12 protein-coding genes are annotated in these 15,575 nt (G+C 67.9%); 7 read left to right on the plus strand and 5 right to left on the minus strand.

What is annotated here, in order from left to right:
• Window positions 1-81 precede the first annotated feature (81 nt).
• The 3 genes from murJ (at window position 82) to FFS72_RS24670 (ending at window position 5,260) form a co-directional block, all read left to right on the plus strand.
• Window positions 82-3,819 (plus strand): murein biosynthesis integral membrane protein MurJ, encoded by a 3,738-nt coding sequence (gene murJ / locus FFS72_RS24660; RefSeq protein WP_137876422.1) that lies wholly within the window; start codon window positions 82-84, stop codon window positions 3,817-3,819.
• 60 nt (window positions 3,820-3,879) lie between these two features.
• Window positions 3,880-4,476 carry an RNA polymerase sigma factor SigM gene (gene sigM, locus FFS72_RS24665; RefSeq protein ID WP_137876423.1) on the plus strand — a complete coding sequence of 199 codons (597 nt, stop codon included), beginning with the start codon at window positions 3,880-3,882 and terminating at the stop codon, window positions 4,474-4,476.
• 70 nt (window positions 4,477-4,546) lie between these two features.
• Window positions 4,547-5,260, plus strand: coding sequence for an RsmA family anti-sigma factor (locus tag FFS72_RS24670; protein ID WP_137876424.1), 714 nt, complete (start codon window positions 4,547-4,549; stop codon window positions 5,258-5,260).
• On the opposite strand, the gene FFS72_RS24675 is transcribed toward FFS72_RS24670, so the two are convergent.
• Window positions 5,257-5,823, minus strand: coding sequence for a TetR/AcrR family transcriptional regulator (locus tag FFS72_RS24675; protein ID WP_137876425.1), 567 nt, complete (start codon window positions 5,821-5,823; stop codon window positions 5,257-5,259). The two genes, FFS72_RS24670 and FFS72_RS24675, sit on opposite strands and share 4 nt — an antisense overlap.
• Window positions 5,824-6,149: 326 nt before the next feature.
• On the opposite strand from FFS72_RS24675, the gene FFS72_RS24680 reads away from it, so the two are divergent.
• The 4 genes from FFS72_RS24680 to FFS72_RS24695 all read left to right on the plus strand — a co-directional run bounded on the left by FFS72_RS24680 (window position 6,150) and on the right by FFS72_RS24695 (window position 9,443).
• Window positions 6,150-6,752 (plus strand): TetR/AcrR family transcriptional regulator, encoded by a 603-nt coding sequence (locus FFS72_RS24680; RefSeq protein WP_137876426.1) that lies wholly within the window; start codon window positions 6,150-6,152, stop codon window positions 6,750-6,752.
• Between the two features lie 42 nt (window positions 6,753-6,794).
• On the plus strand, window positions 6,795-7,784 hold the full coding sequence (gene trxB, locus FFS72_RS24685; protein ID WP_137876427.1) for a thioredoxin-disulfide reductase: 990 nt from the start codon (window positions 6,795-6,797) through the stop codon (window positions 7,782-7,784).
• 35 nt (window positions 7,785-7,819) lie between these two features.
• Window positions 7,820-8,143 (plus strand): thioredoxin, encoded by a 324-nt coding sequence (trxA, locus tag FFS72_RS24690; protein ID WP_050066796.1) that lies wholly within the window; start codon window positions 7,820-7,822, stop codon window positions 8,141-8,143.
• Window positions 8,144-8,243: 100 nt separating this feature from the next.
• Window positions 8,244-9,443, plus strand: coding sequence for an N-acetylmuramoyl-L-alanine amidase (locus FFS72_RS24695; protein WP_050066797.1), 1,200 nt, complete (start codon window positions 8,244-8,246; stop codon window positions 9,441-9,443).
• Between the two features lie 7 nt (window positions 9,444-9,450).
• On the opposite strand, the gene FFS72_RS24700 is transcribed toward FFS72_RS24695, so the two are convergent.
• The 4 genes from FFS72_RS24700 to rsmG form a co-directional block, all read right to left on the minus strand.
• A complete protein-coding gene (locus FFS72_RS24700) occupies window positions 9,451-10,128 on the minus strand; it encodes a hypothetical protein (protein WP_050066969.1) in 678 nt (225 codons plus the stop codon).
• 194 nt (window positions 10,129-10,322) lie between these two features.
• On the minus strand, window positions 10,323-11,447 hold the full coding sequence (locus FFS72_RS24705; RefSeq protein WP_137876428.1) for a ParB/RepB/Spo0J family partition protein: 1,125 nt from the start codon (window positions 11,445-11,447) through the stop codon (window positions 10,323-10,325).
• On the minus strand, window positions 11,447-12,451 hold the full coding sequence (locus FFS72_RS24710; RefSeq protein ID WP_137876429.1) for a ParA family protein: 1,005 nt from the start codon (window positions 12,449-12,451) through the stop codon (window positions 11,447-11,449). Before FFS72_RS24710 ends, FFS72_RS24705 begins: the two co-directional genes overlap by 1 nt.
• A gap of 47 nt (window positions 12,452-12,498) precedes the next feature.
• Window positions 12,499-13,170 carry a 16S rRNA (guanine(527)-N(7))-methyltransferase RsmG gene (rsmG, locus tag FFS72_RS24715; protein ID WP_137876441.1) on the minus strand — a complete coding sequence of 224 codons (672 nt, stop codon included), beginning with the start codon at window positions 13,168-13,170 and terminating at the stop codon, window positions 12,499-12,501.
• Window positions 13,171-15,575 lie beyond the last annotated feature (2,405 nt).

Genomic DNA, 15,575 nt, shown 5'->3' on the forward strand with positions numbered 1-15,575 from the left:
CACCCCCGCCCGTACCCACCCAGGCCGATCGGACAACGACCGGCACCGCAACCGCCCGTCGAGAACAACAACCCGCACTCGATGCCGCAGCGCGTCGCGGCGGCCCCGCAACGGGTGCAGCCCGCGCCACAGCCGCGGGCGAATCCGTCGACGGCACCCCAGTCGACCGTCACCGACAGTGCATCCGACGGCGCCGCCGACAAGGACAACTCGAACTCCCGACTGATCGCGTCGACCGGGTCCATCGCCATCGCGACCCTGGTCAGCCGCATCACCGGCTTCCTCAAGCAGGTGCTGCTGCTCACCGCCCTCGGGGCGGCAGCGGCAAGCTCGTTCAGCGTCGCCAGCACGATGCCGAACATGATCTCCGAGCTGGTCCTCGGCGCGGTTCTGACCGCGATCGTGGTGCCGGTCCTCGTCCGGGCCGAGAAGGAGGACGACGATCACGGCGAGGCGTTCGTCCGGCGCCTGTTCACCCTGTCCGTCGCCACCCTCGGCACCGTGTCCGTCGCCGCGGTGCTCGCGGCGCCCCTGCTGACACGGTTGTTCCTGCCGGAGAACGGCCTGGTCGACGACCGGTTGGCCACCAACTTCGCCTACCTGCTGCTGCCCGCGATCCTGTTCTACGGCATGTCCGCGCTGCTCACCGCCGTGCTCAACACCCGGCAGGTGTTCAAACCCGGAGCGTGGGCGCCCGTCCTCAACAACGTCACCGTGCTCGTCGTCCTCGGCGTGTACTGGCTGCTGCCCGGCGGCGACGAGGTCACCACGACCCGACTGCTGGTCCTCGGACTCGGCTTCACTCTCGGCGTCGTCGTTCAGGTCGTGACTCTGCTGCCCGCGATCCGCCGCCAGGGCGTCAACCTGCGACCGCTGTGGGGCGTGGACGACCGGCTGAAGATGTTCGCCGGGATGGGCATCGCGATCGTCCTGTACGTGCTGATCAGCCAGATCGGATTCGCGATCGGCACCCGGGTCGCGGCGGACGCGGACGCCGCGGGACCGGTCATCTACCAGCAGGCGTGGTTGTTGTTGCAGCTGCCGTACGGCATCCTCGGCGTCACGGTGCTCACCGCGATCATGCCGCGGCTGAGCCGCAACGCCGCCGACGAGGACACCCCCGCCGTCGTCGACGACCTGTCCGTCGCGACCCGCCTGACGATGGTCTCGCTGGTCCCGGTCGTCGCCTTCCTCACATTTGCCGGACCGCAGGTCGGGCAGGCGCTGTTCGGATACGGCAACTTCGGCAGCGCCGACGCCGAGCGCCTCGGTCACGCCGTCAGCTGGTCCGCGTTCACGCTGATCCCGTACGCCCTGGTGCTGATCCACCTGCGCGTCTTCTACGCACGCGAACAGGCGTGGACCCCGACCTGGATCATCCTCGGAATCACGAGCGTCAAGATCGGGCTCTCGCTGCTCGCACCGGTCGTCGCGTCCGACGATCAGCAGGTCGTGAGCCTGCTCGGTGTCGCGAACGGACTCGGCTTCACCGCCGGCGCCGTGATCGGCGCGGTGCTGCTCCGTCGCAGCCTCGGGTCGCTGCGGATGGCGAACGTCGGCAAGACCGTTGCGCTGGTGCTCGTGGCGTCGCTGGCGGGCGGTGTCGTGATGATGGCCGCCGAACGATTCCTCGGTCTGGAGGCACTCGGCGAGAAGTTCGGTGGGCCGGGCGCCTTCGTGCAGGTCGGGATCTGTGCCGTCATCATGCTCGGTGTGACGTTCGCGCTGCTGCGGTTCGCCGGAGTTCCCGAGGTCGTGGCCGGAACCGTCACCGTCACCAGGCTCGTCAAACGAGTCCTCGGCAGGGCCCCGGTCGAGCCGAATCCGGTCCCTGCCGACACCGTCTCGATCTACGAAGCGGAAACCGAATTGCTACCGGTCATCGGGCGTCCTCCGGTACAGCGCAGCGGCAATGATCAACTCCCGTACCCTGGTGCCCGACGCGCCGGGGCGCCGAACACTGACAATTCCAGCGAGCTGCACGAAGGAGCGAGGGTGAGCGACGAAGACGTTGCCGGCGGCCAGACCGGTAGTTCCACCGTGGAGGCAGCCGCACCCACACCCGACACGTCCGCCGGCACCGCTGCAGCCGACAACGCCGCACTCGCCGAGTCCGCTCGCGCCAACGCATCCGGCCGGCCGGCCGAGAAGCGGGTCCGGCCCGAACGCGACCTCACCGTCGACACCGGCGTCATCCCGATCGGTTCGCCGCAGCTGCCGCCCCTGCGGGTCGGCGGCGACAGCAGTGCACGGCGCACCAGCCCTCGCGGCCCGCAGCTCATGGCGGGCGCATCGGTCGCGGGTGGCCGGTACCGACTGCTCGCGCCGCACGGCGGAGCGCGCGGCCTGAAGTTCTGGCAGGCGCACGACACGAAACTCGACCGCGAGGTCGCGCTGACCTTCGTCGACGCCGAGCAGCGCGCCGGCCTCGACAACGCGGACGACGCGGGTCCTCAGGCCGTGCTCTCCCGCACCCTGCGCCTGGGTCGGATCAACTCTCCGGGCCTGGCCCGGGTGCTCGACGTGGTCCGCGGCAGTTCCGGCGGCATCGTCGTCGCCGAGTGGACACCCGGCCGCTCGCTGCGCGAGATGTCCGAGACCGTCCCGTCGCCGGTCGGTGCGGCCAGGGCGATCCGTGCGCTCGCGTCCGCAGCCGAGGCCGCGCATCGCACCGGCGGCGCACTGTCCATCGACCATCCCGACCGCATCCGCATCTCGGTCGACGGCAATGCCGTCCTCGCGTTCCCCGCCACCCTCGCCGACGCCGACGCTCCGTCGGACGTTCGGGGGCTCGGCGCCATGCTGTACGCGCTGATCACGGCACGCTGGCCCCTCGGCGAGCCCGCGCCCGCACCGGGTTCGGCCGCACCCACCGCCTCCGAGTCCCGGCCCGCGACCGTCGGCGGGATGCGCCCGGCGGACCTGGACGGTGCAGGGAATCCGGTGGAGCCGCGTTCGCTGCGCCCGGAGGTGCCGTTCGAGATCTCCGCGGTCGCTGTCCGCGCGCTCGAGCGAGACGGCGGTATCCGGACTGCCGCAACGGTGCAGCACGTCCTCGACCAGGCCTCGGTCGTCGACCAGAAGACCGACATGATGCCGGCGCTGCGGCTCGGTCAGCGACCACCCGGCACGACCGGTCACGCCCTCCCCGACGAGGAGGAAGCGGCGAAGTCGCACAGCAACCGAATGGTGATCGCACTCGCGACACTCGGTGTGCTGACGGTCATCGTCCTCGCACTCGCGGGGTGGTGGTTGGCGAACCTGTTCGCGGGCAACAGCTCCGACGAGCCGCTCAACGAGCAGAACATCGGTCTGACGACAGCGGCGTCCGAGCCGTCGGCGGAGTCCGCCCCCGCGCCGACGGCAGCGGCCGCGGCACCCGTAGTGGTGACGCCGTCGCAGGCGAGCGTCTTCTCCCCGCAGGGATCGGCCGACAACCCGACACAGGCGGGTCTCGCGATCGACGGCAACCCGGCAACGGAGTGGACCACCGACGCCTACTTCGACCAGTTCCCGAGCTTCAAGAACGGTGTCGGCCTGCTCGTCTCGCTCGACGATCCGGCAAAGCTGAGCGAGGTCACGATCACCTCCCCGAGCGTGGGGACGGTCGTGGAGGTCCGGTCCGCACCGAGCGACCGGCCCACGCTCGACCAGACGCAGGTGATCGGACGCGGAACGCTCAAGAGTGGCGACACGACCATCCCCGTCACGATGGACGGCAGTACCGGACGCGTCCTGGTGTGGATCACCAAGCTCGGAACCGACACCAGCGGAAACCAGACCGCAATCAAGGAAATCGAGTTCACCGCTGCCCGCTGAGCGGTCGAGCACGAAACGCTTGGGAGTGACTGGAGACCCCCTGGTCGGTTAGCATCGCGCGTGCGAATCAACAGGGGGATCGCCGTGGCTGGCATGTCGGATGCCCAGCTATTGGCGGCGCACGCGGCTGGGGACCCGCGTGCATTTGCAGAGCTGTTGTCCCGACACCAGGACCACCTGTGGCAGACCGCGCGGCGGACCAGCTACACCGTGCAGGACGCGGAGGATGCGTTGCAGGAAGCACTCCTCTCCGCCCACCGCACGGCGGCAACGTTCCGCGAGGACGCCGCGGTACGCAGCTGGCTCCACAGGATCGTGGTCAACGCCTGTCTCGACCGGATGCGGCGGAACCGGGCCCGACCGACCGTCCCGCTCATGGACGACGACGGACCCGAACCCGCCGACACCAGGGACGTGATGTCCGAGCGGGAGACCTCATTGACCGTCGAGGAAGCTCTCTTGATTCTTCCGCCGGAACAGCGTGCGGCCGTCGTCGCCGTCGATCTCGAGGGCTACTCGGTGGCGGAGGCGTCGGTCCTGCTCGGAGTCCCGGAGGGTACCGTGAAAAGCCGCTGCTCGCGGGCGCGCAGCAAACTTGCCCACCACCTGAAATATCTGCAACCCGAACGGAACGGAATCCTACCGAGGGGCGTCTAATCCTGTGACGCACGATGTGAACCCGATCCCAGCACCAGGTCCACACGTCAACGATCGCAGAGGAGGTGTCATGGTCCCCGAGGGAACGGACGCACCCCGCTCGAGGTTCGACGGCGCTCTCCTCTCCGATCTGCACGGTGACGTCCTGCCCCCGGACGAGGCGGCGCGACTGCGCGCCGCGGTCGCTGACGATCACGAGGCCCAGCAGGTTCTGGCGGCGCTCGATCGTGTCCGCGACGACCTCGCCGCGCTGCGCACCGATCCTGCTCCCGCTCCCGCCGCTCCGGAGCAGGTGATGGCGCGCATTCGGGCGACACTCGAGTCGGCACCCGTTCCCGCGCCCGTCACGAACCTGGCCGATCGACGTCGACGGTCGATCGGATACGCGGCGGCGGCCGCTGTCCTCGCTGTCCTGGGTGGGCTGACGTTCGCGGTGGTCCGCAGTGGTGATTCCGGTCAGGCCCCCGACAACTCGGTTCTCGCGCAGCCCACTGCCGCCGTCGATCTCGGCGAAAACCTTCGCCCCGCCGCTGCGCTCGGCGTCCTGGGGCACTCCGACGCGGGAGTGTTCTCCGACCCGGAACGCCGCGCAGAGTGCTTGCGCTCCAACGGAATAGACGCCACAGCACCGGTACTGGGTTCGACGACGGTCACCCTGCACGGCACCACAGGCGTGCTGCTGCTGCTCCCCGGCCCTCAGCCGCCGCAGGTGACAGCACTGGTCGTCGGAAATTCCTGCAGTGCAACAGATCCCGCAACCCTTGCCCGGACGGACATCGGTTAGCCGACCCCCGCGCCGGGCAGCAGGATCGACAGGATCGCGTCACGCATCTCGTCGGTGTCCTCGGACGGTGCGATCAGGGAGAGGAACATCGCTGCACCGGCACCGAGCGCGAGCAGAGCGCGCGCGGTGTCGGTGTCGCCGCCGGTGCCCTCCGTCCGGGCCGGCAACAGTTCGGCGGCAGGCCCCGCGAAGTTGCGCCACAGCGCGGTGCGCAACTCGTCGTGGTCACGGAGGGTGGCGAGCAGGCCCGGCACCGCGGCCCGAACCTCCGGCTGCCGGAACAACTCGGAACTACCCGTCACCACCCAGCGGATCCAGCCTTCCCGATCCGCGCCGTCGAACGGCGTCAGATCCGGCGTGACCCCGAGCACAGCGTCGAGAACCAGGTGCGCCTTCGACTCCCACCTCCGGCCGATCGCCGCCCGGCTCACCCCCGCACGGGTCGCGACGGTGCGGACACTGAGCTGATCGAATCCGACCTCCAACAACAGCTCTCGCGTGGCGGCGAGCACGGCGGAGTCGATGCGGGGGTCGCGGGGCCGACCCGAGGAGGTGATGTTCATCGCCCGTGATTGTCGACCACGAAGGGCGCCCCGGCCACCTCTTGGCGATTTCGGCACGCTACGGGACCGGCGCGAGGGTGAGCCGGAACGTTCCCCCCGCTGAGGGCGTGAGCGTTCCGTGCACGCTCACGCTTCAGTGCGAGCATTCGTGCAGTGTGGTGCGAGAATCGCGTTCGGCGGTGCGTCGCCCCCGATGGGACGATGCACACCGGGCGCGGCCGCCGCTCCCGACTACCATGTCCTCGACCACCGCGCCCGCGGCGGAGACCGCGATCACCCGACCGGGGTCCGCGCGCCCGGGCCTTTTGCACCGAAAGGGGACGGCGTTGCCTCGGATCACCGCACCGACTGTGGCCGAGCACCGAGCCGCCCAGAAGCGGGCCCTGCTCGACGCCGCCCGCGAGGTGTTGGCGGAGGGCACGCCCGAGCTTCCCGGTTTCGCGGAGGTCGCGGCGCGGGCAGGCTTGGCCCGCTCCAGCATGTACCAGTACTTCAGCTCGCGCCGGGACCTCCTCGACGCACTGATCGAGGATTCGTATCCGCGCTGGTCGGGGCGCGTCGAACGGGAGATGCGCGCCGCGGGGTCCGCAGACCTCCGGGTGCTCGCCTACGTGCGCGCGAACCTCGACCTCGTCGCCGAGGGCGAGCACGCGATCGCGTCGGCGATCTCGTCCATCGCCCCGAACGAACACGTCGGCGCGAGGGTCCATGCCCAGCTGTCGGCACCCCTGGTCGAGGCGCTCGCGGAGCTCGGCGTGCCGGACGCGGCGGCGACCGCCGACCTCGTGAACTCCGTCGTCCACGCCGCCACACGCCAGATCGAGGCCGGTGAGGATGCGGATGTGGCCCGGACCCGGGCCGTCGCTCTGATCGAGCCGTACGTGATGTTCGTCGCCCATCGGGCCGACCCAGGGAACAGCACCGCTTAGTCTGGTGTTGAGCCAGTCGACGTCCACTACCGGGAAGGCCCCATGACTACTCCGACCTCCGTTCGCGACCTGATCATCGTCGGCTCCGGACCTGCCGGCTACACGGCCGCGGTCTACGCCTCGCGTGCGGAGCTCGAGCCGCTGCTGTTCGAGGGCACCCAGTTCGGTGGCGCACTGATGACGACCACCGAGGTCGAGAACTTCCCCGGCTTCCGCGGCGGCATCATGGGCCCGGACCTCATGGACGAGATGCGCGAGCAGGCCAAGCGCTTCGGTGCCGACATCCGCACCGAGGACGTCGACGAGCTGGACGTCACCGGTCCGGTGAAGAAGGTCGTCGCGAACGGCGAGACCTACTACGCGCACGCCGTCATCCTCGCGATGGGTGCTGCCGCCCGCTACCTCGGCATTCCCGGGGAGGAGACCCTGCTGGGCCGCGGCGTGTCCGCCTGCGCCACCTGCGACGGCTTCTTCTTCAAGGACCAGGACATCGTCGTCGTCGGCGGCGGCGACTCCGCGATGGAGGAGGCGACGTTCCTGACGCGTTTCGCGCGTTCGGTCACCCTGGTGCACCGGCGTGAGGAGTTCCGGGCGTCACGGATCATGCTCGAGCGCGCCAAGGCGAACGAGAAGATCCGCTTCGTGACGAACGCCGAGCCGATCGAGGTGCTCGGCGAGAACAGCGTCACGGGCCTGGTGCTCCGCGACACCGTCACCGGCGAGCAGTCGACGCTGCCCGTGACCGGCATGTTCGTCGCGATCGGTCACGATCCGCGCAGCGAACTGGTCAAGGGTCAAGTCGACGTCGACGATGCCGGTTACGTGCTGGTGCAGTCGCCGAGCACACACACCTCGGTCGAAGGTGTGTTCGCCGCAGGAGACCTCGTCGACCACACCTACCGGCAGGCGATCACCGCAGCGGGAACGGGCGCCTCGTCGGCGATCGACGCCGAGCGCTGGCTCGCCGAGCGCGGTGACATCAGCGCCAACACCCTGGACGCGGCCGGCGAACCCGTCGCGGCGCAGGCCTGATCGACCGTTCGTCCGCTCACACACGAGGAGAACCCATGGCCAACACCATCACCATCACCGACGACTCGTTCAAGCAGGACGTGCTGGACTCCGACAAGCCCGTCCTCGTCGACTTCTGGGCAACCTGGTGCGGGCCGTGCAAGATGGTCGCTCCGGTCCTCGAGGAGATCGCGGGTGAGCACGCCGACAAGTTGACCGTCGCCAAGCTCGACATCGACGCCAACCCCTCGGCCGCCCGCGACTTCCAGGTCATGTCGATCCCGACGATGATCCTGTTCCAGGGCGGAAAGCCGGTCAAGCAGATCGTCGGCGCCAAGGGCAAGGCCGCCCTGCTCAAGGACCTCTCCGACGTTCTGTAATCGCCGCCACGGTCCTCGGGATTGCCGATTCGCCGGGGGCTTCTGAGAGAATCACCCCCGAAGGTGTTGGCGACACAGGCACGAGAAAGGGCTCCATCGAATGCATCGACTCCGTCACGGCGACCACGGTCACGCCGTTACCGAGATTCGGAGCACCCTTTCCAACCTGGGCTATCTCCTCGACGGCGTCACCACTGCGCACCGTGAGCCCGTGAACGGTGCGCAGTGGGCTGCTCCGGACACCGTGTTCGACCACCATCTGGACAGCGCCGTCCGTGCATTCCAGCAGCAGCGTGGCCTCCTCGTCGACGGGGTCGTCGGCGCAGCCACCTACCGCGCGCTGCGTGAGGCGTCGTACCGTCTCGGGGCCCGCACCCTCGCGTACCAGCTGTCCGCTCCCCAGTTCGGCGACGACGTCGCGGCACTGCAGACGAAGCTGCAGGATCTCGGCTTCTACTCGAGCCGCGTCGACGGGTATTTCGGTCCGAAGACGCACGAGGGGCTGTCGTCGTTCCAGCGGGAGATCGGCATCGCGTCGGACGGCATCTGCGGCCCCCAGACGCTGCGGTCGCTCGAGCTGCTCGGGACTCGCGTCACCGGCGGTTCACCGCACGCGATCACCGAGGAGGAGTCGGTTCGCCGCTCGGGACCGCAACTGAGCGGCAAGCGCATCGTGATCGACCCTGATCTCGGCGGCGACGAGACCGGCGTCGTGGTCCCGACGCCGCACGGTCCGATCACCGAGGCCCAGATCCTGTGGGACATCGCCAACAGACTCGAAGGCCGGATGGCGGCGACCGGGATGGAGACGTTCCTGTCGCACCCGCCGAACAGCAATCCGTCGACCGCGCAGCGGGCCGAGACGTCCAACTCCTTCGACGCGGACCTCATGATCTCGCTGCGGTGCGCGAGCAGCACGAGCCCGCAGGCGAATGGTGTCGCCACGTTCCACTTCGGCAACTCGCACGGCGCGACTTCCCGGATCGGACAGGTTCTCGCAAGCTTCATCCAGCGCGAAATCGTTGCTCGCGCACCACTTCAGAACTGCCGGACCCACGGTCGATCATGGGATCTGTTGCGACTCACCACCATGCCGACAGTGCAGATCGACATCGGTTATCTCACAAACGATTCCGACGTCAAGACGCTCATCAATCCGCGAAATCGCGACACGATCGCAGAAGCGATCCTGGTTGCGGTCAAGCGTCTGTACCTGCTCGGGCAGGACGATCAGCCGACGGGCACGTACACCTTCAAGGAACTGCTCGCCGAGGAACTCGCCAAGGCCGACCGCGCCTGAACAGGTGCTAGATCACGCCGACGGCGGAGCGGTGCGTGCTTTCCGGCACCGTCACCGCCGCCGCCATGAGCAGTCGCTCCAGCGCCGACTCGACGTCTGCCTTCCAGCCGAGGTCCCGGTCGAGTTCGAGTCGAAGTCGGGGGAACCGCGGGTGCGCCGCGACGACCTCGAAGCCCATGTCCTCGAGGAACGACGAATCGATCATGCATTCCGACGGGCTGCACACGTGTGAGCTGCCCGCCGTCCTACCCTCGTCCGGACCCCTGACGATGCCGAATGCCTCGATGGCACGCGCGCCACGGCGCACCAGATCGCCCACAACGGCCTGAATGAGGCTGGGGCCCACTCCGTCCAGCTCCGCCACCGGTTCGAGCCGCATCGTGGTCAGCAGGACGGCGTCCGGGCTGACAGGGGAGGTCGGGAAGAGCTTGGCGCGCGGCACGTTGCCGGGAGGGGAGTAGAGCGCGCAGCCGGCGGGGCGGCCGTCGAGCGTCGCGATCTGCCCGCACGAACCCCACTCCAGCATGACCATCGACAGCCATGCTTCCTTCTCGAACTCGGGGTCCGCGTACACACGTGAGTCGCGCAGGGCGTCTGGGTCCATTTCCCAGAAGACGCAACGCCGGGCGTGCCGGGGGAGCTGGTCGAAGCCGTCGAGTGTGAGGGGGCTGATGCGCATCGACACCCTGACTCTCGCCTCCACGACACCGTGCACGGACGACGGGCGTCCGCGCATTCAACCGTTCTCCAGGTAAAGAATAGGCGATCGGGTCCTGCACGACCTGTGGTGGCCGTGCAGAACCCGAATCATCTTGTGCGCCCGACGGACGTCAGGCACCGATGCCTGACGTCACAGTGACGAAAAAGCTACACCCCGCGTTAGGCGCCGGGAGACTCCATCATCTCGACAATTCGCTGCAGATCGTCCACCGAACCGAACTCGACGACGATCTTGCCCTTCCGCTTGCCGAGACTCACGGTGACGCGGGTGTCGAAGGCGCCGGAGAGGCGATCGGCGACATCCTGGAGACCGGGCATCTGAATCGGCTTGCGCTTGGTCGGCGGAGTCGGGAGATCACCACCGTCACGGTTGGCGAGCGTCACCGCCTCCTCGGTCGCACGAACCGACATCCCCTCGGCCACGATCCGGGCCGCGAGAACCTCCTGCGCGTCCGCGCCTGCCTCGAGCGACAGCAACGCGCGCGCATGCCCCGCCGAGAGCACGCCGGCCGCAACGCGACGCTGAACCGGAATCGGCAGCTTGAGCAGTCGGATCATGTTGGTGACCACCGGGCGGGACCGCCCGATCCGCGACGCCAACTCCTCGTGGGTGACGTTGAACTCCTCCAGCAGCTGCTGATACGCGGCCGCCTCCTCCAGCGGATTGAGCTGGACCCGATGGATGTTCTCGAGAAGTGCGTCCCGCAGCATGTCGCCGTCGTTCGTCTCCCGCACGATCGCCGGAATGCTCGCGAGGCCGGCTTCCTGGGATGCCCGCCAGCGACGCTCACCCATCACCAACTGATAGCTGTCCGGCCCGAGTGCGCGAACGACGATCGGCTGCATCAATCCGAACTCACGGATCGAGTGCACCAGCTCCGCGAGCGCCTCATCGTCGAAGACCGACCGCGGCTGCTTCGGATTCGGTTGAATCTGCGCCGCCGGGATCTCCCGGTAGGACGCACCGACCGGTGCCAGGTCCTCTGTCGTCGCATCGGCAGGCGCGGGCTTGTCACCGGACTTCTTCGCCGCAGTCTGCTCGCGCTTGGCGTCCGCCGTAGCCGCCGGCTTCGCGGCGACGTCGCCCGACCCGGTGGGGGAGGGGAGGGGCTCGCCGTTGCTCTCCGGTTCCACTTCCGTCGCGGGCGCAGGCTTCGTCGGTGCGACGACGTTGCCGATGATGACGTCGGCCGCCGCGCTGCCGAGCCGGGGTCCGGCGTCAGGGCCCGTCGGAATCAGTGCCGCGAGGCCACGTCCGAGGCCGCCCTTGCTTCTCTGTGCCACTAGTTCTCCTGCGCTTTGATCGATGCGGTACGGGCAGCGAGCTCACGGCCGGCGTCCAGATAGCTCATGGCGCCACGTGATCCGGGATCGTAGTCGAGAACCGTCATTCCGTATCCCGGAGCCTCGGAGACCTTCACGCTGCGGGGAATCACAGCCTTCAGGACTGCCTCGCCGAAGTGTCCGCGGACCTCCTCCGCCACCTGGTCGGCGAGCTTCGTCCGCCCGTCGTACATGGTCAGCAGGACGGTCGAGACGTGCAGTGCCGGATTCAGATGGGATTTGACCAACTCGATGTTGCGCAGGAGCTGACCGACACCCTCCAGCGCGTAGTACTCGCACTGGATAGGGATCAGGACCTCGTTGGCGGCAACCAGCGCATTGACGGTCAGCAGACCGAGTGACGGGGGGCAGTCGATGAGCACGAAATCCACGTCGATCTCGTTGAGAAAGGACTCGGAGAGAGCGTTCTTGAGTCGGTTCTCGCGCGCCACCATCGACACCAGTTCGATCTCTGCACCTGCGAGGTCGATCGTGGCCGGGATGCAGAAGAGTTTCTCGCTGTGCGGGCTCTGCTGCAACGCTTCCTTGGGGGTCACCTCACCGATGAGCAGTTCGTAGCTCGACGGAACACCGGAGTGGTGCGGGACCCCGAGTGCGGTACTGGCATTGCCCTGCGGATCCAGGTCGACGACGAGGACCGTCAAGCCCTGAACCGCGAGTGCCGACGCCAAATTGACTGCCGTCGTGGTCTTTCCGACGCCGCCCTTCTGGTTGGCGATCGTCAGCATCCGACGACGATCCGGCTTCGGGAGCGACACACTGCCCGGGTGCAGCACCTGACTCGCGCGCTGCGCGGCCGCACCGATCGGGGTGTCCTCGAGGGAGATGCCGTCGTACGGACCGGACGGCTCGTCGCCCTGCCCGTTCGGTGACACGTGGTCGGTGGATCGCGATGAATTGTGGTCCGTTTCACGTGAAACGGTAGCTTCGGGTCCACCCGACATGTAGTGCTCCTTCACTGAACCGACTCGATCACCGTTCGACCACGCTGTCATCGCCGCTGAGATCTCTTCGGAATGCGTTCCGCCCGAACAACAGTCGTCGGAGTCGGGAGAATCCCGACGCCGCACTCGACGACCTCAAGCTTGCCAGCCCCCAGCCTGGTTAGGGAAGCGCGATCGCGCTCGATCTCCTCGGCTGCGCTGGATCCCTTCATCGCCAACATTCGACCGTGCGTGTGCACGAGCGGCAGCGACCATCGGGCCAACTTCTCCAACGGTGCGACGGCTCGTGACGTGACGACGTCAGCGCCACCCGCCTCCTGGATGACACCGGCCTGTTCGGCGCGGCCCCGAACCACGCGGACGTCGAGGCCCGCGGATTCGATGAACTCGGCCAGATAGACCGACCGACGCAGCAGCGGCTCGACGAGGGTGATCTTCAGATCCGGGCGGGCAATGGCGAGCGGGATGCCCGGCAACCCGGCACCACTTCCGACGTCGACGACCGACTCGCCCTCGCCGATCAGTTCGCCGATGACGGCACAGTTCAGGAGATGACGCTCCCAGAGTCGCGGCACTTCGCGGGGGCCGATCAAGCCACGCTCCACCCCGTCCGTTGCGAGGGAGTCGTGGTACTTGAGGGCAAGGTGAAGGCGGTCCCCGAACACGCGCTGAGCGGCGTCGGGGAGGGCTTCGGACTCGATGGGTTCCACGTGAAACATCTTCCCGCGCACGCGTGACATTCCACAAACCAACAGGCCGTATTCCGATACCCGACATGAGAACTTCACGCAACCAGCCCCGCCGATCGTTCTCGCGGACCGATACCGTCCCGCCGAACGCACCGGCAGTGGGGGAGGGGAGTGGTTGGGAGGCCAACCACTCCCGAACTCTGATCGCCCCGCGACTGTTTCACGTGAATCATGGATCTCCCGCCTGGCGAGGCGTCGACAACTACCGGGGCACCCGTCAGTCACCGATCGCGCCGGATCATCCGCCGCAAACACGGGGTGTCCGTTTCGATCAGTCCGAATGATCGGTCCCCATTGATCGCCATTCCGGTTCAGGTGAATCGTCACCGCACACGAGGTTCATCGAGCGCCGTTGAATCGACGGCGGCAACACGGCGGGTAGGCAGGACGCGTCACGAGAACCCGGATGCACGAGAGGTCCCATCGTGCGACATCGATCATGTCTGCCCGCGCAGGAACGGAGCCTGCGCAGCGACCACCCGACAGGAGCGGAGCCCGCGCAGCGACCACCCGACAGGAGCGGAGCCCGCGCAGCGAATCCGGGCGTGCGGGAAGGAACGTCGAGCTGCATCGACAGCCTGTGTCAGTCTGGTGAGACCGCCCCGGCCGCACCATCCCGTTCCTCCACGAGTTCGGCAGCCATGTGACGACGTCGACAGGGGCTCCGTGTCGTCCGCGGGCGGGGTCCCCCGGCGGTGGGGGAGGGGAGTGGTCCGTCATGCCGAGCCGGCATTCGATGTTCCACGTGAATCAAAGCAACCCCGACAATCCACCATGACGGGCCAGCCACACCGAGCCCTTGATGACGGACCTCGGTTGCGCGCCGCCCCCGTCGCGTGAGGGAACGGCTCGTGGGGGAGGGGAGTGGGTCGCCTGCACTCGGTCGATTCGGATCCGTTGTTTCACGTGAATCCGCACCAGTTGCCCATCCCAGGTCGGGATGATCACGCGACGTGCGCCAGCCCGCTCCTCGAGGATTCGACACGTCCCTCGGGAGGTCGTCGTTGTGCATCCGTCGGTGCCGGGCGGGAGTGGCACTCGACCGAAGGTGTCTCCCGATGTCACTCGCGTCCGCGGGGCGGCGTCGTCGTTCGGGGGACGGCATCTGCGACGCATCGAGACTGGTCCGGCGCCACCCTCTGCCACCGCAATTCTCGGTGTCCACGACGCACCCTTCTATGTGGTCGCCGAGTGTTGTGGCGGAGTCCCGTCAGCGATGAAGGCGTAGGGCGGCACGCGTCGTCGATGTTTCACGTGGATCGGCGCGACAGCGACGTGCGCCTTCCGATCGGATGGACACCGGGAAGCGAGGCACCTCAACACACTGCGTTCACTCCGTCTTGGTGGAACGATGCGCGCATCGAAGGCGATCCGACTGTTCGGAGTCCCTCGGTACTCACCCCGCAGCGCACAGACCGTTGTTTCACGTGAACCACGATGCTCGCGTCCGGCACCACCGGGTGACCGTCCCAGGGACGATGCCGTCTACTCCGCGCACTTTCACTGCGTTACTTGGGGAGCGGCCACGAAGGAGCACAGCAGGGCACTGCACAAACGGGAGGCTCCGTCGACACGGTGGGCTCGGCGGCGGAACGGGCATGTGTGCGCTGCAATCACACCCCAGTCCGCGGGCCACTTGCGCGTCGCCGGCAAGCGACAGACGCGACGACGACCTCGCCTCGAGAAGAGATCCGGTTGTGCCACTCCAGGTGGTCGATCACCGCTGCCAGGCCGTCGGATGGTTCGTCGGTTCCCCTGGACTCGCGCGCGGCCGGAGTGCCCTCCACCGCGTCACCACTCGCGGGACGCCGCAGAGCGTGGCCAGGTTTGCCCCAAGCGCGGCCACGAGCCTCGGAAACTGCATCCGATCGAGATCACGCGACGCGCTCTGATCGACTCGGGGCACGCCCAGACCGCCAGACGCGATGGTCGCACTCGTACGCGAGAAGGGGATTCAGCGGCACACCCCGGGCGAGGGGGAGTCTCCGCGCGCGCCGCACATCCCGCCAAGTTCGATGGACCTTCAGATTCACGTGAAACATCGCAGACGATTGTGGGGCGGTGCTGAACGGCAGGATCAGCGCCTGCCCATCCCGTACCGATGCGTGGCCCCGCGGTCCCGGTGGGGGAGGGGAGGGGCTCGGTGCCGAACATCCGTCACGATACTGGAGGTGACGTGACGGGCAGCCACCGCAACGGTGACGGCCGTGCACATGGCGACCGTCGCACTCCGCCGGGCCAAGAAGACTCGCCATGATGCCACCACACACACGCGTTTGTGGCGCAGCTCCGGCCGATCATCGCGAGGGCTCCGCCGGCATTGCGGTGGGGGAGGGGAGTGTCCCTTGGACGATCGCACGGAGTCGTCGACGCTG

Origin of the sequence: Rhodococcus sp. Q (assembly GCF_005503035.1) — a bacterium.
Lineage (GTDB): Bacteria > Actinomycetota > Actinomycetes > Mycobacteriales > Mycobacteriaceae > Rhodococcus_G.